This window comes from Lysinibacillus xylanilyticus (genome assembly GCF_001708185.1).
Classification (GTDB): Bacteria; Bacillota; Bacilli; order Bacillales_A; family Planococcaceae; genus Lysinibacillus; species Lysinibacillus xylanilyticus_A.
On the sequence record NZ_MDDN01000021.1, the window covers coordinates 22,517 to 43,328 of the forward strand.

The 20,812-nt window shown below is 36.8% G+C and carries 20 protein-coding genes and 1 pseudogene; 9 read left to right on the forward strand and 12 right to left on the reverse strand.

Annotated elements, in window-relative coordinates:
- The first annotated feature begins 9 nt into the window (after window positions 1-9).
- Window positions 10-1,389 (forward strand): 23S rRNA (uracil(1939)-C(5))-methyltransferase RlmD, encoded by a 1,380-nt coding sequence (rlmD, locus tag BFJ97_RS21355; protein WP_068986663.1) that lies wholly within the window; start codon window positions 10-12, stop codon window positions 1,387-1,389.
- 94 nt (window positions 1,390-1,483) lie between these two features.
- Here the strand turns inward: rlmD and BFJ97_RS21360 are convergent, their stop codons facing one another.
- The 3 genes from BFJ97_RS21360 to BFJ97_RS21375 all read right to left on the reverse strand — a co-directional run bounded on the left by BFJ97_RS21360 (window position 1,484) and on the right by BFJ97_RS21375 (window position 4,983).
- Complete coding sequence (locus BFJ97_RS21360; protein WP_068986638.1) at window positions 1,484-1,744, reverse strand: hypothetical protein; 261 nt, start codon at window positions 1,742-1,744, stop codon at window positions 1,484-1,486.
- A 1,079-nt stretch (window positions 1,745-2,823) separates the two neighbouring features.
- Entirely contained in the window at window positions 2,824-3,459 is a 636-nt protein-coding gene (locus tag BFJ97_RS21370) for a hypothetical protein (protein ID WP_068986640.1), read from the reverse strand.
- 342 nt (window positions 3,460-3,801) lie between these two features.
- Window positions 3,802-4,983: an MFS transporter gene (locus tag BFJ97_RS21375; RefSeq protein WP_068986664.1), complete on the reverse strand. Its 1,182-nt coding sequence runs from the start codon at window positions 4,981-4,983 to the stop codon at window positions 3,802-3,804.
- A 368-nt stretch (window positions 4,984-5,351) separates the two neighbouring features.
- Here BFJ97_RS21375 and BFJ97_RS21380 point away from each other — a divergent pair, with 368 nt between their 5' ends.
- The gene (locus BFJ97_RS21380) at window positions 5,352-5,537 is read left to right on the forward strand and encodes an SE1561 family protein (protein WP_068986641.1); all 186 of its coding nucleotides are present in this window, start codon (window positions 5,352-5,354) and stop codon (window positions 5,535-5,537) included.
- Window positions 5,538-5,588: 51 nt separating this feature from the next.
- Here the strand turns inward: BFJ97_RS21380 and BFJ97_RS21385 are convergent, their stop codons facing one another.
- Window positions 5,589-6,380 carry a YwqG family protein gene (locus tag BFJ97_RS21385; protein WP_068986642.1) on the reverse strand — a complete coding sequence of 264 codons (792 nt, stop codon included), beginning with the start codon at window positions 6,378-6,380 and terminating at the stop codon, window positions 5,589-5,591.
- Between the two features lie 443 nt (window positions 6,381-6,823).
- Here BFJ97_RS21385 and BFJ97_RS21390 point away from each other — a divergent pair, with 443 nt between their 5' ends.
- Together BFJ97_RS21390 and BFJ97_RS21395 are read left to right on the forward strand one after the other, a co-directional pair.
- Complete coding sequence (locus tag BFJ97_RS21390) at window positions 6,824-8,362, forward strand: fumarate hydratase (protein WP_068986643.1); 1,539 nt, start codon at window positions 6,824-6,826, stop codon at window positions 8,360-8,362.
- Between the two features lie 412 nt (window positions 8,363-8,774).
- Complete coding sequence (locus BFJ97_RS21395) at window positions 8,775-10,679, forward strand: heavy metal translocating P-type ATPase (RefSeq protein WP_068986644.1); 1,905 nt, start codon at window positions 8,775-8,777, stop codon at window positions 10,677-10,679.
- Window positions 10,680-11,091: 412 nt separating this feature from the next.
- On the opposite strand, the gene BFJ97_RS21400 is transcribed toward BFJ97_RS21395, so the two are convergent.
- Window positions 11,092-12,030 carry a YihY/virulence factor BrkB family protein gene (locus BFJ97_RS21400; protein ID WP_068986645.1) on the reverse strand — a complete coding sequence of 313 codons (939 nt, stop codon included), beginning with the start codon at window positions 12,028-12,030 and terminating at the stop codon, window positions 11,092-11,094.
- A gap of 23 nt (window positions 12,031-12,053) precedes the next feature.
- The gene (locus tag BFJ97_RS21405) at window positions 12,054-12,380 is read right to left on the reverse strand and encodes a YtxH domain-containing protein (RefSeq protein ID WP_068986646.1); all 327 of its coding nucleotides are present in this window, start codon (window positions 12,378-12,380) and stop codon (window positions 12,054-12,056) included.
- Between the two features lie 175 nt (window positions 12,381-12,555).
- Between BFJ97_RS21405 and BFJ97_RS21410 the strand changes: the two genes are divergently transcribed.
- Entirely contained in the window at window positions 12,556-12,777 is a 222-nt protein-coding gene (locus BFJ97_RS21410) for a DUF1128 domain-containing protein (RefSeq protein ID WP_068986647.1), read from the forward strand.
- A gap of 105 nt (window positions 12,778-12,882) precedes the next feature.
- Here the strand turns inward: BFJ97_RS21410 and motB are convergent, their stop codons facing one another.
- Together motB and motA are read right to left on the reverse strand one after the other, a co-directional pair.
- Window positions 12,883-13,647, reverse strand: coding sequence for a flagellar motor protein MotB (motB, locus tag BFJ97_RS21415; protein WP_068986648.1), 765 nt, complete (start codon window positions 13,645-13,647; stop codon window positions 12,883-12,885).
- On the reverse strand, window positions 13,631-14,434 hold the full coding sequence (gene motA, locus BFJ97_RS21420; RefSeq protein ID WP_068986649.1) for a flagellar motor stator protein MotA: 804 nt from the start codon (window positions 14,432-14,434) through the stop codon (window positions 13,631-13,633). The genes motB and motA overlap by 17 nt, the downstream gene beginning before the upstream one ends.
- 409 nt (window positions 14,435-14,843) lie before the next feature.
- Between motA and BFJ97_RS24395 the strand changes: the two are divergent.
- From BFJ97_RS24395 to BFJ97_RS21425, 3 genes and pseudogenes are all read left to right on the forward strand, one after another.
- A pseudogene (locus tag BFJ97_RS24395) lies at window positions 14,844-15,008 on the forward strand (aminopeptidase); the annotation flags it as partial.
- Window positions 15,009-15,119: 111 nt separating this feature from the next.
- Window positions 15,120-15,254, forward strand: coding sequence for a hypothetical protein (locus tag BFJ97_RS25540; protein WP_263297522.1), 135 nt, complete (start codon window positions 15,120-15,122; stop codon window positions 15,252-15,254).
- Window positions 15,255-15,596: 342 nt separating this feature from the next.
- On the forward strand, window positions 15,597-16,160 hold the full coding sequence (locus tag BFJ97_RS21425) for a beta-class carbonic anhydrase (protein ID WP_068986650.1): 564 nt from the start codon (window positions 15,597-15,599) through the stop codon (window positions 16,158-16,160).
- 52 nt (window positions 16,161-16,212) lie between these two features.
- Here BFJ97_RS21425 and BFJ97_RS21430 read toward each other — a convergent pair whose 3' ends face one another.
- Together BFJ97_RS21430 and BFJ97_RS21435 are read right to left on the reverse strand one after the other, a co-directional pair.
- Window positions 16,213-16,797 (reverse strand): GNAT family N-acetyltransferase, encoded by a 585-nt coding sequence (locus BFJ97_RS21430; protein ID WP_068986651.1) that lies wholly within the window; start codon window positions 16,795-16,797, stop codon window positions 16,213-16,215.
- A 134-nt stretch (window positions 16,798-16,931) separates the two neighbouring features.
- Complete coding sequence (locus BFJ97_RS21435) at window positions 16,932-17,762, reverse strand: polyphosphate kinase 2 family protein (RefSeq protein ID WP_068986652.1); 831 nt, start codon at window positions 17,760-17,762, stop codon at window positions 16,932-16,934.
- A gap of 587 nt (window positions 17,763-18,349) precedes the next feature.
- Between BFJ97_RS21435 and BFJ97_RS21440 the strand changes: the two genes are divergently transcribed.
- Complete coding sequence (locus BFJ97_RS21440) at window positions 18,350-19,063, forward strand: tryptophan-rich sensory protein (protein WP_068986653.1); 714 nt, start codon at window positions 18,350-18,352, stop codon at window positions 19,061-19,063.
- Window positions 19,064-19,104: 41 nt separating this feature from the next.
- On the opposite strand, the gene map is transcribed toward BFJ97_RS21440, so the two are convergent.
- Together map and thiT are read right to left on the reverse strand one after the other, a co-directional pair.
- On the reverse strand, window positions 19,105-19,860 hold the full coding sequence (map, locus tag BFJ97_RS21445) for a type I methionyl aminopeptidase (RefSeq protein WP_068986654.1): 756 nt from the start codon (window positions 19,858-19,860) through the stop codon (window positions 19,105-19,107).
- A 279-nt stretch (window positions 19,861-20,139) separates the two neighbouring features.
- On the reverse strand, window positions 20,140-20,700 hold the full coding sequence (gene thiT, locus BFJ97_RS21450) for an energy-coupled thiamine transporter ThiT (protein WP_068986655.1): 561 nt from the start codon (window positions 20,698-20,700) through the stop codon (window positions 20,140-20,142).
- Window positions 20,701-20,812 lie beyond the last annotated feature (112 nt).

A 20,812-nucleotide genomic window follows, 5' to 3' on the forward strand; every position in this document is an offset into this window, starting at 1 on the left:
GTGGAACGCTTGACGCAACAAACAACAATGGAAGTAGGACAAAAATTCCCACTAACAATAAAAAGACTTGGTATTAATGGCGAAGGAGTAGGCTTTTATAAACGCAACGTTATATTCGTAAAAGGCGCAATTCCTGGTGAAGAAATTACAGCACAAGTGACGAAAACACAGCGAAACTTTGCCGAAGCTGAAATATTAGCAATTCGCAAAGCTTCAAAATATCGTCAGGAAGCACCTTGCTCCGTTTACAACGAATGTGGTGGCTGTCAGCTTCAGCATATGACATATGAAAAACAGCTAATCGAAAAGCGTGATATCGTTATTCAAGCATTAGAACGCTATGCTAAGCCTTTAGCTAACACAGTTGACGTGCGCAAAACGCTAGGGATGGAAAATCCATGGAATTATCGTAACAAAAGTCAATATCAAGTACGTAAAGAAGGTAAGCGTGTCTATGCAGGGCTATTTGCGGAAGGAAGTAACAAGTTACTGAACATCAATGATTGCCTTGTCCAACACCCAGTTACATCAAAAATTACGGTGGCGACACGTAAAATTTTGCAAAAACTAAATATTACTATTTACGATGGTCGTACACTTGATGGATTAGTACGTACGATTGTTGTACGTACAGGAATTCGTACGGGTGAAACACAAGTCGTGCTCGTCACAACACGTAAGGAAATTCCACATCTAGCGGAACTCATTACACGTATAAAGAAAATCGACCCAAGTATCGTATCGATTGCACAAAATATTAACCATGAGAAAACATCGTTAATCTTTGGCGATGAAACGATTGTTCTCGATGGTAAAGATACGATTCATGAGGAGCTTGGCGAATTAGCCTTTGATTTATCAGCTCGCGCCTTTTTCCAACTGAATCCAACACAAACCGTTCATCTCTATGATGAAATCAAAAAAGCCGCAGCATTAACAGGCAAAGAAACAGTTGTTGATGCTTACTGTGGTGTTGGGACAATCGGTCTATGGCTAGCTGACAAAGCGAAAGAAGTTCGTGGAATGGATGTTATTCCAGAAAGCATTCAGGATGCACGTAAAAACGCCCGAAATCATGGCTTCAAACATACAAAATACGCAGTCGGCACTGCAGAAAATGTATTAGCAAAATGGCGCAAAGAAGGATTCACACCAGATGTTATTACAGTAGACCCACCACGCACAGGTCTAGCACCTGAGTTCATTCGTACGGTGTTGAAGTTAAAACCGAAGCGCTTTGTTTATACGTCTTGTAATCCTTCAACATTGGCGAAGGATTTAAACGAATTAACGAAGCTTTATGATGTGGAGTATATTCAGCCTGTGGATATGTTTGCACAGACGGCGCAGGTGGAATGCGTGGCAAAGCTTGTGTTGAAAAATAAATAGTGATGAAAAAGGACGTCTCAAATATTATTTGGGACGTCCTTTGCAATTGTTGAACCATTAATACAGAAATTTGTATAGTAGATAACTCTCATTTTCAATATTTGTCCATTTTATAGTTTTTCAAAATCAATATTAATGCGATACATACTAAAATAAATGATAGTAAATAGAATATTAAAGAGACTTTATTTCTAATACCAATTGCCACAAAGGTAGACATATTAGCAAAGAGCAAAAATGCTACAGCTACTCCTCTTTCACCTTTTTTATATCGCTTATTATATACAGTAATGCTAATTAACAGAATTAGCCCTATTAAAAACCAAAACATCGAGACAAAATTATACCAGTACATATAACCCCTCTTTTTTTAACCGGATTGCCTGCTATACACCCTGTTATTGAAGCAATGTCAAACCCCAAATATGCACCTATACAAATAACACAAGCCGTTCCTGCTGATAGAACACAGGCTGTTCCGCATACAGCAGCCAATACTGCACCGACACTCCAGCTTATACCTAAACATTTTGCTATACCTCCCCAATTAACTCCCTTTGTTTGAAAAATTGGATATGAGATAATACAGAATCTGAATCTTCCTGTTCCTGGTATTCTTTTGCCGTTATAAATGTATCTTTTGTTATTTCATTAGCTATTTCTTGTCCATTTGAATAGTAACTTACTTGAAAAGTACCTAAATTGGATTCTTTTACATGTAATTCTGTATAAGTATCTACACTATATTCACCATTGTAAAATACGGTTAAATTACTGATTTCATGGAATTTTTGTTTAAAACCTTTTATTGGAATGATATAAGCCTTTAGGAAAGTATTATTAACTCTATATAGTTTGGCATTAAAATAGTCAAAGTGCTCATTTATGGTTATATAAGTACCATAGCTTTAGCTATAACATTTTAAAAATCAGTTTTTTCGGGAAATTGAACAACTTTTGATAAAACTCTCGATCTTTATCAATTATCAATAAAAATATATTATTTCTTAAAGGCAATAAAGTTATAGTGCTTGTAGCCGTATATAAAGGTAGAAAGAAAAATATATTAAATAGAAACAAATTAAATACCAGCAAAAAAAGGCGTCTCCTAAAATTAAGAGACGCCCTCATTGTTTATTTTTATATGTACTGCACAGCTCAAGCTGCCTGGTGGATGACGGACGGTCCAGAAAAATCAGCACCTTAACCAATAACCCAGGATTTAAAAGATTTTTATACTTTAAGTTTTTAACTTTAATTAAAAGAACTTTGAAACGTAAACTTTGGTCTTTCAACTTTTATCTTTGAGCTTTCAACTTAGTTTGTTTAAAGCATCAATTGTTGTAAGGCATGTTTAAGGTTTTAACTCGCACACATGCCTTGAAGCGCGAGCGACTTTTCGTTTTCCGTTTTCGCTAGGCCATGCATATTTAGTTACGCTTGCACTTCAATAAATGTCGTTGCGTTTGATTCCGATAATACCGCGTCGACCTCTGATTCAAATTCTTCAATTCGATTATTTAACGCTTCAATTTTCTTTTTAACATTCATCGGATCAATTAACTCGTACTCGTTTCTTTTCATAAATGTCTCCGTATGTAACTTTACTGCTTCTGGAGATTGTTTTTCTTTATTTCCTAATATATTCACTAAATACGTTTCTAGCTTTGCTGGCAACGCATCATTTTCTTTAGCAACCGTATTTACCGCTGAACGATATTGCTGTTGCATGACTTCTAACAGTTCCTTTTCATATTGAATGGACTGTTTGCGTTCAATCGCTTCTGCTACAGTCATTTCTTCTTTTCCTACAATTACTTTTGTTTTAGCATTGGACTCTACAACTAGTGCCTTAATTCGGTTGCGGTAGTCAATTAAGCTAACTACTTTATCGTATGAAGCTTGCATTTGCTTTTCATATTCTTGCATTTCTATACCATTAATTTTGCTATTACTTTTACGATTGGCTAACACTGCACTCACTTCATTCGTTGCTGCTTCAATGCGGTGATTTAGCATCTTTAACTCTGTTAATGCACGATGAATCGATATTTTTTTATAGTCAGTCATAATTTAATCTCCTTAAAATAATTAGTAATCTAAGCGAGTGTTCTTCTATTATATAGAGATAGAAATGCAAAGTCCAAATATTACCTATCTACTAATTTTATTTGATTTTATGAAAACTTGTCTGTATAATATGATTCTAGGTGCCAAACCTATGTGACTTGGACGGAACATCCTTGTCACGCAAAGAACGCCATAACAGCACGGATTTGCTGGGCGTTTTTTGTTTTATGAGCGGGAGATGAGCCCCGCTCTTTTTATTTTCTCTAAAAAAAGTCTCCGAGCTGAGTAATTCTTCTGATTCCCCGAGCGTCTTCAAGGATAATTTCCAAAAGACAATGCCTCTTACACCGACACTGGTCGCTTATTTTTATTTCGTCCAAATACTAGTAAAACAGTGGCTACAGCTAGTAAAAGCATTGCTACCAGTAAAAGAAGGCTATAATTTTTTACATATTCTAAATAAATGCCACCTAAAAATGGTCCTGTTAAGCTACCAATACTTAGTGCAATGCCGCAAAGGAGATTTCCGGTAGGCAGTAGTTCCTTTGGTGTTAAATCAGCCATATAGGTAATCCCTAATGAAAACATTGAACCGACTAGTGTTCCTGTAAAGAAAAATGCTACGGCTACTGCCATTTGTGAATGCTCCAAAAAGCTTGCAATGCCAAAAATAACAGCTCCTCCAAACGAGCCGATCATTAAGACATTACGTCGTCCTACTTTATCCCCTATGGCTCCAAGTGGCACTTGTGTTAAAATCCCACCAAATGTAAAGACTGATAAAATAATAGGAATCATATTTACATCGAAATCTTTACGTAAGGCATAAACTGGGAACAGCGCATTTAATGATGATTCTAAAAACCCATAAACGAATGGACCTAAAAATGCAATCCATCCAAATACAATGGCCATTTTATAACGCTGCCAGCCTCTTGCATGTAAGTCTCCCGTTAAACGCTCTGGCTTTTCATTTTGTAAGAGGAATACAAAAGACCACGCGAATAAGCACATAATAGAGGACACAATAAACGGTAATGCCTCTGAAATTTGTATTAGTTTTACCATTAATGGACCAACTGCAAAGCCCGTGCTAAAGGACAAGCCGTAAATCGCCATACCCTTCCCTAAGCTTTTATAATCTGAGGTGCTTGTAATCCACGTCTGTGTTGCAAAGTGTAATGCATGATCCCCTACCCCAATGAGTAAGCGAAGGATAAACCAAAAAGTTACACTCTTCCATAAAGGAAATGCTAATAGTGAAGCGAAGACAAGTGCACCGCCAATTAAAATAATCGGTTTATAGCCCCATCTTCTTAATGGTTGCTCGATAAACGGTGAGATTAATAAAGTTCCTATGTATAGACCTGTTGCATTCAATCCATTCAACGCGGAGGATACTCCATCACGTTCGAAAATAATTGAAATCAGTGGTAAAAGCATCCCTTGTGAAAAGCCTGATATAGATACAATTAACACTAAAATGGCAAATCTTTTTTTGCTGTAATCTGAGAAGTATGTCATTTTTTCCTCCAACATCAAGTCTTTTTTCCAAATAACAGCATACCAAAAAGCCTTAGCGCTCACCACATGTGATTTTACGCTAAGGCCTAACTAACACTTATCTCCATTTAATTGTATAAACACGAATTTCGGCTTTTACATTGGCCGAGTACTTGTTTAAACTCCCTCCTTTTCGAGTTAGAGTTTTTAGGACTTTTAAAATCAGCTCCTTTACTTTTTCTTAATATTAATTTAACACACAGAATCAATATTGTAAATATTCTGTCTATTATTTTTTTAAAATAATCGCATAGTCCTAGGTGTTTACCTAAGCATTGAAATTTAGTCCCAAATCAGCTACTATGGAGGGGACGAAATGAGGTGTATGTATGTCAAATCCAATCAATGATAAAAAGCAGCAAGTGAATTACTTAAGAGAACGTCTTGAAATATTTTTAGAAGTTTTAGATGCGATTGATCCTGAAACAACTGAATTAGAGGATATTGATCGTTTAATTCAAATGATGGATGATTTAGAAGACAAAATGGAGCAATTTAACGCTCGTGAAAAATAACTGATAAAAGCAAGTGGAGATCATTTTCCACTTGCTTTTATCTTCTGTTATTTAATAGCAATCCCAATTATAAAGAACTTTACTAAAATCTTTACGTTTCAGCTCATCCTCTGTAATGAAAAAGTTGCCGACCCCGACATCCCCCCACAGAATATGATCGCCTACACTGTCAATCTGAAGCAACAAGACTGTTGAATCTGTATAGTCCCCATAAGCTCTCGGATCTTCCTGGGTAAAGAATGGATATCCCCCGATTTTATGACCTGTACTATTTAATGCTTCATAAAATGAGTCTACTAAATTATCATTGTCTTCTATATTAGCAAGGATCTTCGCAAATGTTTTTTCACTTCTAAAGTCATTTGCTGATAATGGTTCATATCTTGTTTCAAAAGACAATGCCATTTCCTTTTCCACTGGAAAGTAAAATTCTTCTTCTTTCGCTTCAACAAATGAGAAGTCTTGTACTAATTGCGACTCATCACTGACAATACGCTCGTGGAAAATGACGCGGAAGCCTTCCTGATTTTGACCATTATCAAAGTCCATCCCTAGCACATCATCGTAGCCATCAATATAAAACTGTAAGATTCCCTCTTCAGGGAAATGCGGTAAATGCTTAGGTACATCTGCAAAATTAATTTGTGCCAGTAATTTTAATGGTTGCCCTTCAGAACTTTTCGGATATTCCATTGACAACGGAAAATACGGATCGCCTGCAAACTTACTTTCAAATAGAGATGTTTTTCGTTCTTCCGTTTCAATAAATATGGTTGGCTGAATCGTTTCCTCTATTACTGTCCTATATTGTTCAAATGCTTCAGGTAAATTAAGTAGCTTCATATATAACCTCCTAAAGTAGATTTAGTATCATTATAGAACAAATGTTCTTTTTTATCAATCTTTATTTTGATGAAATTATATCTTTTGTATAAAGAAGGAAACCTTCGTTCATCGATAGAAATAGTCAACTAAGTGCTTAAATAAAATGACCGCTCTGGACATTTGATCAGCCTCCGCCCTAAAAGTGATCACCTTCTCGGAAAATGCCTTCGTTTCCTACTATTACTCTTTTTAAGATATTGTTTATTCCCCTGCTTTAATTATCTTAATAATTGCTTAACGATAGATAAAACTTTATTAACATAATTTTATATTAAAATTACCTCTTTTTGACAATAGGCCTTTAATTCCGACCACAATGAGTTGTACTCTTTTTTTCATTAGTTGAAAAGAGTATAATGTAACGTGGAAATAATCAAATTTTCTATGGGGGGCAATACCAAATGAATATCCAAACTTTGGAGAAAAGTCTTTACGATTTAATTACAGAAACATCTACTAATCTACCAAAAGACGTACGTCGTGCAATTAAGAAAGCTAAAGATGCTGAAAATGCTGGTACTCGTGCTGCAATGAGTTTAGACACAATCTCAAACAATATTATTATGGCAGAAGATAATGTATCACCAATCTGTCAAGATACGGGTCTACCAACATTCAAAATTTATACTCCTGTTGGTGTAAACCAATTAGAAATTAAAGAAGCTATTAAAAAAGCTATTAACGATACATCTGCTGACGCAAAATTACGTCCAAATGCTGTTGATTCATTAACTGGTGAAAACAGCGGAAATAACCTTGGTGAAGGTCTACCTGTTATGAAATTCGAACAATGGGAAAAAGACTACATCACAATTAAGTTAATCCTTAAAGGTGGCGGCTGTGAAAACAAAAACATTCAATACAGCCTACCATGTGAACTTGAAGGTCTTGGCCGCGCTGGTCGTGACTTAGATGGTATCCGTAAATGTATCATTCACTCAGTATACCAAGCTCAAGGTCAAGGCTGTTCAGCTGGCTTTATCGGTGTAGGTATCGGTGGTGACCGCTCTTCTGGTTACGACTTAGCGAAAGAGCAGTTATTCCGTCATGTGGAAGATACAAATCCAAATGCTGATCTTGCTAAATTAGAAGAATATGTAGTGAAAACTGCAAACACATTTGGTATCGGTACAATGGGCTTCGGTGGTGAAGCAACATTACTTGGCTGTAAAATTGGTGTGATGCACCGTATCCCTGCATCATTCTACGTATCAGTTGCTTATAACTGCTGGGCATACCGTCGTATGGCTGTGGACATCGATCCTCAAACTGGCGACATTATTAAATGGCACTACCAAGAAGGCGAAAAAATTACATTTAAAGAAGATGAAGTTGCAGCAACAACAGAAGATACTTCTACAAATACAGTAGAACTTACTGCACCAATTACTGAAGAACAAATTCGTGCTCTAAAAGTTGGTGACGTTGTATCTATTACTGGTCGTATGTATACTGGTCGTGACGCAATTCACCATCACTTAATGAGTCACGATGCTCCAGTTGATCTTAATGGACAAGTTATTTATCACTGTGGCCCTGTAATGGCAAAAGATGAAGAAGGCAACTGGACAGTTAAAGCAGCTGGTCCGACTACTTCTATTCGTGAGGAGCCATACCAAGGTGACATCATGAAAAAATTTGGTATCCGTGCTGTAATCGGTAAAGGTGGTATGGGACCAAAAACACTTGCTGCTTTAGAAGAGCATGGCGGCGTTTACTTAAATGCAATCGGCGGTGCTGCTCAATACTATGCCGACTGCATTAAAGGTGTAGATGGCGTTGATCTAATGGAATTCGGTGTTCCAGAAGCGATGTGGCACTTAAACGTTGAGAAGTTCACAGCTGTTGTAACAATGGACTCTCACGGTAACTCTCTACATGCAGACGTAGACAAATCATCACTAGAAAAACTTGCGCTACACGCAGAAAGAGTTTTCTAATAAAGAAAAAATTCCTTTTACTTCGAATAGCAGTAATGATTATTTTAGCTGTGGCGGCAGCCACACTACAAAAAGAGTTTAAAATTAAATATGCAGTAATTCCTAAAGTAGGGTAATTCACTGCACAAATTCGAAAAGCACAGAATATTCCTAATGGATAATCTGTGCTTTTCTTATGTTCAAAATTATTTCAAAAACCTTATAATCACCTCAATCTCAATCTAGGACTGCTTTTATCCACCTCTATAAAAAATTCCCTTCAAATTTTTTACTTTCTTTTCCTAAATACCTTTGTTATAATAATTCTAAATTAGAAACAAGTTAACTGAAAGCTATTTTCAATTAATCAACATTCAAAAATATTGTTTTATAAAGGTTTTGATATTGATTTTCATTATCAGGAGGGATAAAGATGGAACATTCTAATCGAGAAAATTATAATATAATTGAGAAAGCAAAAGAACATGCAGAATTAATTGCTGCCCTTTTAGCTGGTTTGCTCATTTTTCTTGCATGGCGTTTAGATACTAACGAACAAACAACATCTTCTGTTCTTTTATATATTGTTGCATTTTGCGTTGGTGGATTTGCTAAAGCTAAAGAAGGTATTGAAGAAACCATTGAAGAGAGGAAACTCAATGTCGAACTACTGATGGTATTAGCCGCAATCGGTTCGGCAGCAATTGGTTATTGGACGGAGGGTGCTATTCTTATTTTCATTTTTGCTGTAAGTGGCGCTCTCGAAACATATGCAATGAATAAAAGTCATCGTGAAATTTCCGCACTCATGAATTTACAACCTGAAGAGGCTTGGCTTGTTCGTGGTGACTTTGAACCAATGAAAGTTTCTGTCTCTACATTACAAATTGGCGATCACCTGCTCATAAAACCCGGTGAACGAGTACCGGCAGACGGAGTAATTTTTAAAGGGCAATCTTCTATTGACGAATCGGCCATTAGTGGTGAGCCATTGCCAGTTGCAAAACGTGAAGGCGATGAAGTATTTGCAGGTACTGTTAACTTAAACGGTGCCATTACAATGGAAATGACTAAACCAAATTCCGAAACACTATTCCAAAAAATTATTACACTTGTCCAAAATGCACAAAGTGAGAAATCACCTTCTCAACAGTTCATAGAAAAATTCGAAGGTACGTATGTAAAAATTGTGCTACTTACTGTTGCTCTAATGATGTTCCTACCACATTTTTTACTTGGTTGGGACTGGACAACAACATTCTACCGTGCAATGGTACTTTTAGTTGTTGCATCTCCTTGTGCCCTTGTAGCAGCCATCATGCCCGCTACTTTAGCAGCAATTTCAAACGGTGCAAAAAACGGTGTGCTATTTAAAGGCGGTTTACATTTAGAGCATCTAAGTGTATTGCGTACTCTAGCTGTCGATAAAACAGGTACATTAACACAAGGAAAACCAATTGTGACTGATTTTATTGTTCGAGAAGGAATAGAACGAGAAACGGCGCTGGCTACCCTAGTTGGTATTGAATCGCAATCGAATCATCCACTTGCACAAGCCATTACTTCATATGCAAAGGCTGAAGGTCTTACAAAGTTTCCACAGGCCACTATTGAAGATATCCCAGGTTGGGGCATCAAAGGGTATGTTGATCATATAGAATATCAAGTTGGGAAACCTGATTTTGTAGGCGCAGAGGAAGCTGAGAATTTTGCAGATGGCGTAGCAACAAAACTTGCTGCAGAAGGCAAAACAGTTATTTTCATTCGTGACAAAAACGGCATTGTCGCATTAACAGCTTTAAAAGATACCGTTCGTAATGAAGCGAAAAAAGCAGTAGCCTTACTAAAAGAGCTAGGCATTAATGTCGTCATGCTGACAGGTGACAACGAGAAAACAGCGAAGGTTATTGCCAAAGAAGCAGGCGTGACGGAATACGTTGCTGAATGTCTCCCTGAAACAAAGGTGACGGAGATGAAACGACTTCTTTCTCAACATAAATATGTAGGGATGGTCGGAGATGGTATTAATGATGCACCTGCATTAGCAACAGCAACTACTGGGATTGCTATGGGAGAAGGTACAGACGTTGCACTAGAAACAGCAGATGTTGTTTTAATGAAAAACGACTTATCAAAAATTGCCTATGCAGTACGTTTATCACGTAAAATGCAGCGGATCGTTAAGCAAAACATCATCTTCTCTATCGGGATTATTGTATTACTAATAGCCTCAAATTTTTTACAAATCGTTGACTTACCTCTAGGTGTAATTGGACATGAAGGAAGTACCATTTTAGTTATTTTAAACGGCTTACGTATGCTGAATAAAAACGTTTAACCACCACTAATTATTAGCCTTCACCAATCGGGCTTTTACGGGCAGTTCTCCCCCACCTTTACGCTTCACTTTATTACTGCCCGTTAAAGCGGGATAAAGTGAAACTTAATCAGTGGGGGCTCTCTTCAATCCCCACTGATTATTAGTCTTCACCAATCGGGCTTTTACGGGCAGTTTTTACCCCACCTTTATGCTTCACTTTATTACTGCCCGTTAAAGCGGGATAAAGTGAAACTTAATCAGTGGGGGCTCTCTTCAATCCCCACTGATTATTAGTCTTCACCAATCGGGCTTTTACGGGCAGTTTTTACCCCACCTTTATGCTTCACTTTATTACTGCCCGTTAAAGCGGGATAAAACAAACAGCCTCGTATCACAAAACGTGATATCGAGGCTGTTCTTTTTGAAATTGCTAATTATTTGTTAAAGTCTCATGCTTAATAAATTCTTTTTGCAATGCTTTTTTCTGCATAGTCGCATTTAAAATGCCACCGAAAATTAAAATAATCCCCGTGAAATATAGCCAAAGCATTAAAATAATAACCCCACCAATACTGCCATATGTAGCGGAATAATTTGCAAAATTACTAATATAAAAGGAAAAAACATATGTGACCGCCAGCCAGGCAAGAGTTGAAAATAATGCTCCCGGCCAAACACCTATTAACTTCAAACGAGGACTTGTATTCGGAACAACCCAATAGATTCCCATTAATACTATAAAAATAAGTAGTAGTGGCATCGACCAGCGTAATCTTTCCCAGATAATTTCAAACTGTTCTTCAATGCCAACTATAGAAAATAAGAAATGCCCAATTTGTTGCCCAAAAACCGGTAAAAGTAGAGCGACAGCAATAACAATGACAAATGCTATAGTGAATACAAGGGATAACCCTCGATCTATGATACTCCCCCTAGTCTCTGTATCGTAGGCCTTGTTCAAGGCTCTAATCAACGCATTAACTCCTTTGGAAGCAGACCATATTGTTCCAAGCACCCCAATGGATAATAAACTACTATTACGGATTGTTAAAATTTCATTTAATGTATCTTCAATAAGCCTATATACCTCATCTGGCATAACATTCACTAGAAATGCATACACTTGCGTCGTATCAAAATTCAAATATGGTAATAATGTGACTAGAACAATTAGTAGCGGGAAAAAAGATAGTAAAAAGAAATAAGCCAACTGCGCGGCAAGAGCCGATACTTCCACTCGCTGTAAGCGTAGTATCAAATCTTGCATAAAGCCCTTTGATGTCATTACATCTACAGTGTCTTCGTCTGGTGAGACAAATGATTTCACCACACCGACCGCTGTATGTATAGATGCTTTTTTCTTTTCCAAACAAATTCCCTCCTATACGACAACTATTCTTTATCAGGTAAAGAAAAGGCTGATTTCGTTTCATTAATCATGCCTTCGATTGTAGAAGGTAATTCTTTAAATTCATCAACTTTGTCAACGATTGTGTTGACATTTTCTGATACACTTTCACATAGCACTTTAGCGGCCAATACTTTTTCCTCCACTAGTACCTGTAACTCCTCTCGATTGGCTGCATAGTACGAGATTGACTCTTTCATTTTTTTCGTTGTAGCGATAGTTTTTTCACGCGTTGCACGGTCAAACATACTTAATGCAGCACCAACTGCGGCACCTACTACGATAGATGCTAATAATTTACTTCGTCCCATATTAAATACCTCCTGCCTGGTAAATGTATATTCCTTTAAAATGACTAAACTACTTACTGCCCTTATTCTACCCAATAACAGTCTATTTTTAAAGCAATGCCCAAATTCAGTGTTGACATTTTTTTTATTCAATGAAATGATATTTCCGAGGATTACGAAAGGTAGGTTTAAACAAATGGATTTATCAGTACCGTCAAAAGAAAACGTTATTTATATGGTCGATCAAATGAAAGACAAACTTCGCATGGTTAATGTTGATGCAATGAAATCAGAAAATTTCGATGAAGCTAACTACGAAGACCTAGTCTATTTATACGAAATGGTCATGAAGCGCAACACATTTAGTCCAAGTGAGATGCAAGCCATTGTTGCTGAATTAGGCTCATTACGTAAATAAGAAAGCTTCCCTATCCAAATAAAGCTAAAAAAGATAAAAAGCTATTAGCATAAGTATTGCTAATAGCTTTTTGGTTTTAAAGACCTTATTGGTTAACGTTTCAACTTATTCAGCTTTTTTTGCGGCAGAGCCGTCCTCTTCTACAAGAGGTTGAATTAACACTTCTACACGTCGATTTTTCGCACGACCCTCAGGAGTATCATTCGGAGCAATAGCTTTGTTTTCGCCATAACCTTTAGCACTAATGTTCTCAGACTTTAATTGAGAATTACTATTCAATAGAACCAGATAGAATTTTGAAGCACGCATTACTGATAACTCCATATTTGATGAGAAATTAGGTCCTGCTGGAACATTATCTGTATGCCCCGTGATGACAATGCTACGTGGTGGATTAGATACTAATACATCCGCAAGTTCCTCCACAACCGGAATATATTCTGGTTTAACATCCGCTTTCCCTGGATCAAACAGAATACTATCACGAATTGTTACAAGTAAACCTTCATCAGTCATCTCTGTTGCAAATTGACCTTCCATCTCATTAACAGCGATGAAATTATCAACACTATCTTTAATTTCAGCTAACTCTTTTTGATCCTTTAAATATGCAGAATTTTGTTGTGGTTGTTGGTCACTTTCTGCATTCGGACTTTGTATCGGTGCAGGTTGCTCTAAAAAGCCTGTGCCACCATCAAATACCTGAGTAAACACTGCTGACATTTTATCTAGCTTCTCTTGGTCTACTGAACTGGATGCAAACAGTACAATAAATAATGCTAATAACAGCGTCAAAATATCAGCGTACGGCACTAACCAAGACTCATCAACGTGTTCCTCATGCTTTTTTTTCTTAGCTTTCTTTGCCAAGGCCGCCCGCCCCGCTTTCATCCGAAATTTGACGACGTTCTTCCATTGTTAAATAAGAAGATAATTTTTGTTCAATAACACGTGGTGCCTCCCCTTCTAATACGGAAAGGATACCTTCAATCATCAAACGTTTTTGTTTTACTTCTAAAGCAGATTTACGTTTTAATTTATTGGCAAATGGATGCCATAATACGTAACCTGTAAAAATCCCTAATAATGTAGCCATGAAGGCAGCTGAAATGGCATGCCCTAATTTATCGATATCATTCATATCTGATAATGCGGCAATTAACCCTACTACCGCACCAAGTACCCCTAATGTCGGAGCATATGTACCAGCTTGTGTGAAGATTAGCGCACCACTTGCATGGCGTTCTTCCATCGCTTCTACTTCTTCTGTTAAGACATCACGAATATAGTCCGCATTTTGTCCATCAATTGCTAATGTAAGTCCATTTTTTAAAAATGGGTCTTCAATCTCTGAAGCTTTACTCTCAAGCGCTAAGAGACCTTCACGGCGAGCCAAATCTGCCCATTGTGAAAACATCTTAATAATCTCAATATCATCTGCTAATTTTGTTTCTTTAAAAATATTTTTAAATAGCTTTGGTACTCGCTTTAACTCCTTCATTGGGAAGGCAATCGTTACTGCTGAAATCGTACCGAAGATGATAATTAGAATGGCTGCTGGGTTATAAAACGCACTTAAATTTACACCCTTTAGTACCATCCCTGTTAATAGCGCAATAAACGCTAAAATTAACCCTACTACCGACGATAAATCCATTTTTAGACCTCCAAATCTCCTATTAAACTTTATTTCGTCTATTTTTCCAAATGTTTAATATAGTATAAATGTATTTCACAAATTTTTCGATGTAATAATTACTTTTTATTCATTTTTCGACCACATTTGATTATATTGGATTAAGAATAGTACACTAAATTGTCTTTAATTGAAAAAAGTTAAGATTTTGTTATTATTATTCGACACAAAATTACTAAAACATATCGAACTAGCTGATGAAAGCAGGAGTAAATAAAAAAAAATCAGTACCTCTATATAAGCTGTTCGATCGATACTATCGATTATATCTCGGCATAATTGCGTCCGGAATCGGAGAAAGGCTTTAGGCAAACAGATGTTTTTTGCGCGAATGCGAAGCGGCAGCGGCACGTTGTTTTTTGCGCGAATGCGAAGGGAGCTACTGACAAATGGACTTAGCTTGACACATGTAGACTTTATGATTGGTTCTAAGCAATTGAATATAGACGGTTTTACTACAGACGGGCAAATAGACTTGTTTACCACAAGGGTAACTAGGCAATTCAAGCAATTTGTTCCTTCTATATTATTCTAGACTAGGTATGTTGTGAATGTCATAAATTATCCTTACAATTTCCCATTAACCTATTGTATAATTACTATAAGATAATATTGTAGATTATTTTAGTAGAGGGGAGCTTTTATTATGTTCATGACGACTGTATTAGGTTTTTCAGCAGTTTTACTAATTTCTCTAGGATTCTTCATCCACTACTTACAAGTCGGTTTAGATACTAAATCTTCAGTAACTGTAGATCCAATGCCAAAAGAAAAATATTAATTTCATTAAAAAAACAGCTATTAGAAAACATAGCTGTTTTTTTCTTTATTCAATAGAAGAATACCACCCTAAAAGATTGTGTGATGAATGTGGATGTGGTCCCTTTTCAACAGGTATTCAAACACCTACTGGAATAGAGGAACTCAGCCTAAGCACACCACGTCCTGTTTTGAGCAGGGGAATTACTCCCATGTGAAATTTGATTTTTTCAATTATTTCGATTCCCTAAATACATTACTTAATTTCTTTTTTTTTCATAAAATTGCGTGAATATTGTCATTATTATTTGCATATTTAAAGATTTGATCTAAAATATTTTTGTAGGGAAGGGAGTAATTCTTCATGTCAATGTTACAAGATATTCTAAAGTTTAATGTAGATTTCGTTCAAGAAAAAAAATATGAGCCTTTTATTACAACAAAGTATCCTGATAAACGCATCGTTGTGTTATCTTGTATGGATACTCGTCTTGTAGAGCTGTTACCTAAAGCTATGAATTTACGTAACGGCGACGTTAAAATCGTTAAAAGTGCCGGCGCATTAGTTAGTCACCCATTTGGTGCAATAATGCGTAGTTTACTTGTAGCTGTTTATGAACTACAAGCAGATGAGGTTTATGTTGTTGGTCATTACGACTGCGGTATGAGTGCAGTTGACCCAGAAGCAATGCTAAGTAAAATGGTTGCTAGAGGGATTAACCCTGAAACCATAAAAATGATGGAATATTCAGGTCTTGATTTAAAAGAATTTTTACGTGGCTTTGGCGACGTAGCAACAAGTGTAAAGAAAAGTGTTGATACAATTCGAAATCACCCGTTAATGGTTAAAGACGTACCTGTTCATGGCTTAGTAATTGACCCAAATACAGGTCGACTTGATTTACTCGAAGACGGTAATAAACAATAGTTAGAAAAAGAATCGTCTATCTTTCATTGTTCGAAAGATAGACGATTCTTTTTTAATCCTCTAAACGTGCATACATATAATGATCCACCCATTGACCATTAATGTACAGAAGCTTTCTTAAAAGACCTTCACGCTGAAATCCTGACTTTTCTAAAACGCGGATAGAAGCATTATTTTGTGTTGAGACATAAGCCTCTACACGATGTAAGCCTACTTGTTCAAAAGCAAATTGCACGACCATATTAACTGCTTCTGTCACAATCCCCTTCCCTACATAAATTTCATCCATCGCATAACCAACAAATGCACTTGAGTATGGTAAACGTTTGACGGCATAAAGAGCAATATGTCCTATTAAATTATTTGTACCCAGCTCAAAAATACCGAAAGTATATTCCCGCTTTGAGTCCATTAGGTATAAGCTTTCTTGAATTTTTTTATATTGAGCATCAATTGTATAATAATCAGGTCGCTGTAAAGGCTCGTATGTAGACCAAAAGTATTTATTACGGCTTACGAGACCAGTTAAACTTTGTGCATCTTTTTCTTGAAATGTGCGAATGTAGCATTTGCCCCCTTGAATTGATACCACATTTTCACCCTTTTTCCTCAATAATCTCCAAATCTTAAGCACCATTTCTCCACACTAACCTTCCGCAAATTGTCATTACATTTTAATGCTTGAATTCATTTTTTAAGTTTTACTTTAATTGTATGTAAAAAAAGATGCTGCTACAACTAAAACATCTCGTTGTTACAGCATCGATATCATTATTTAATTTTTTGCTTTTGTTTTTTAGGTTTCTCTTCTAGCATTTCAAGACTAGAAGATTCAGCCTCTTCTAAATGCGTTTTGTCTAAGACATTTGTTAAATGAAGGCCGCGTTTTTTTGCCTCACGTTCGATATGTGCAATTATTTCTTGTAGCACTTGTACACGCGCATATTTTTTATCGTTACCTGGCACTAGAATCCAAGGAGCATTTTTCTTATCTGTCTTCTCAAACATTTCATTTGCAGCATCCATATACTGAGGTGTTTTTTCACGATTACGCCAGTCTTCATCCGTTAGCTTCCAAGACTTATATGGATCATTCTCACGTTCTTTAAAACGTTTAAGCTGCTCCTCATCAGATACATGAAGCCAAAACTTAATGATAATATAATCCCCTGCTGTTAAAATCTTCTCAAAATTATTAATTTCTTCGTATGCACGAGACCACTCTTCTTTTGTTGCAAATCCTTCAATACGCTCAACTAATACACGACCATACCAAGAACGATCGAAAATAGCTACTTGTCCATGTTGCGGAAGTTTTCTCCAAAAGCGTTGTAAATAATTGTAGCGTAGTTCATGAGGCTGAGGTGCTGAAATTGGATGTACGATATAACCACGTGGATCAGCACGCTCAATTAGACGTTTAATAGCGCCACCTTTTCCAGCAGCATCCATACCTTCAAACACTAAAATTAGTCCAATTTTATTGTTTAATAAAAACTGTTGAGCATTTAACATTTCATATTGGAGTACTTTTAATTTCTTTTTATACATTTTTTTATCTAGTTCAATTGATAGATCTAGAGTATTTAAATTTTGAGTCATTAAAACTTCACTCCTTACATTTGAATACCCTTATTGTACTAAAGAAATATATGCATGCCTATGCAAATGGTAAATTGTAGATAATTTTAGCTTATTTCAGCGAGTGTACATACATCCGCTGAAATAGAGGAACTCAGTCTAAAAACGCCACGTCCTGTGGCAACGATTGAGTGACCAACATCTTGTTGGCCCAAAGCCCCCGGCAGATGTCACGGAATCAGAAAAGAATTCTTAGGGGATGTTAGCCTAAAATCATCGCATCCATGCGATAACGGCTAACTGACCTACATCGGTGCTGTGTTGCCGCTGCCGGTACGCTTTCGCGCAGTTAAAACCCTTTTGCTGTCGCTTCGCTTTCGCACAGACAAAGACACGTTGCTGCCGCTACGTTAGCACTACGCTTTCGCACAAAAACATTTGCAGGCCTTAGCACAAAGCCGATTCCGGACGCAATTATGCCGAGGCATAATTGATCGAAATAACACGATACATTGTTGGAATTTTCCGTTATAATGAAATTATTATGTCACAGTCCTATACTTATTTGTCTTTTCCCTATACAATTTAACACGAAGGGAGAGGAAAACATGCCTCGATTTATTTTGATGACAGTAACTTTTATTGTCTCACTTATCCTAACCTTTACATCCTATTTCATGAAAATAAACGGTCAATCTTCGTTAGAAATCTCAAATCGTTTTCCTGTAATATTTGCACCTTTTAATGCTAGCTATGTGATTTGGATTGTGATTTACATGTTACTTGGTTATTGGTTAGTCATGAATATTAAAAAGACAACTATTAAACAGACTGTTCTCTTTAGTAGCATATGTATCATGCAGGCGTTAACAATTGTTGTTTGGCATCACGAACTATTTATCGTGACAATCGCCAGTATGTTTATTTTAGTACTGTATTTATTTTTGTTGTACAATACGTATCCTCACAGCGATAACTCACCTTCAGGTCGTATACCCTTCTCGATTTACTTGGCATGGGTTACATTTATACTAATGACTAACGTAAGCTTTACGCTAACATCTTATCAATGGAACGGTTTTGGCCTTAGTAATCCACTTTGGGCAGTTATTTTACTGACAATCGGAGTCGCAATAGCGCTACATATTCGATTCCACCATTTTGATATTATGTATCCCAGTGTATTTATCTGGTCCTATGTTGGAGTCGCATTACATAATGGTTTGGATGAGCTACTTGTGACAACGGCAGCCTTATTTTTATGTGGTGTGCTACTTGTCGGTATATTATTTATTAAAAAAAATCCTGCCTACCAAAAATAAATTGGTTTGCAGGATTTTTAGTCTTTACATAACTAAGTATATTATTCTTCATCTAATGTTGTTAAGATGATTGGTTTATCCTTTGTAACGATAATGGAATGCTCAATTTGGGCAACTAATGATTTGTCTGGCGTAACGAATGTCCAGCCATCACCAGCTTCGACAATATGCTCCGCTTTAGCTGAGATGAAGGGCTCGACTGCAAGTACCATACCCTCTTTCATAATTGTAGAATCCCATGCATCATAATAGTTTAAAATATGATTTGGCTCATCGTGTAACGAACGACCTAAACCATGACCTGTTAGGTTCATAATCACTGTTAAATCATTGGCATATGCTTCACGTTCAACAGCTTTTCCGATTTGGTTTAATTTTGAGCCAGCTTTTACTTTTGTCATCGCACGATCAAAAGCACTTTTAGCTATACGACACAGTTTTTCTTTATCTTCATAGCCTTCACCAACTACAAATGAAATGCCCGTATCTGCAAAGTAGCCATTTAATGAACCAGATACATCAATGTTTACGATATCTCCCTCTTCAATCACACGTTTACCTGGAATACCATGTGCCACTTCCTCATTCACACTAATACATGTGTATCCTGGGAAATCATATTCCCCTTTAGGTCCAGAAATTGCTCCTGCCTCAGCAAACATACGGCCTGCAATTTCATCTAGTTCAAGTGTTGTTACTCCTGGTTTTGTAGCTGCCTTCATTGCTTCACGAATTTCAGCACAAATACGGCCGATTTTTTTAAAGGCTTCAATCTCTTCTTGCGTTTTTACGATCATTTTTAACGTCCCTTTCATCTAATATCTATTCATTAATATAACATAACTTTTTATACAAAAAACGCTAAACGCTTTAATTATTATATGCCATTATAAATTGTAAAGTGCTAAAAAACAGGCTCATCATCTTAACGTGTGGTTGATTTCCATTCCGACTGGGCGCTTTCCTAGGGGCGTACAGTCGGAACGAAGATCAACTTATATACATTGTATACTTTTCAACAAATGTCATCCCTAACTGGCTAAAAAAACCCTCCACTCATGTGAAGGGCATAATAATTATGATTTTCGTTGCATTAATTGAGGAGCTGCTGTAAATAACAGGACTCCGACAATTGCTGTTAAAATCGTTGCTGGCAGCATATATGTACCATTATAGATGATTGAATAGATCCATGCATTTTGATCGCCAGCATACTCTGAGAAAAATACAGCGCCAGCAGTTGTATGTGCAGCATAACGTAAAAACCCTGCGAATACAGTTCCTAAAATAATATAAAGCGCCATTTTTGTTTTGTTTAAATTTTTGGCAGCTTCTAGCACTGGTTGGCGAACAACAGCCGCTAAACCAACTACTGTGAAGGCAACACCATAATCGAGTAATCCTTGAAGCCAATGTACAATTGTAGCACCAAACATTGTCTGCATAACACCAATTAGTAAGCCCGTTGTTAGCCCTGGAATAAGGCCCCAACGGAATGCTATTAAAATAATTGGCACCATCACAAGGCTAACAGAACCACCTTGTGCCCATACTTTAAAGGAAACTTGATCGAGCACAAGGCCAATCGCTGCGAATATCGCAATTTCCACAAGCATTAATAATCGTTTATTGTCCATATTATTCTCTCCTTTGTTCCGATGTAGGATACAAGAGAAGGAATAGAAATGCGCTGATATGTCCCTATCTGACATCAAATGCTTTCATCTTCATTCGGCACGCTTTCGGCTG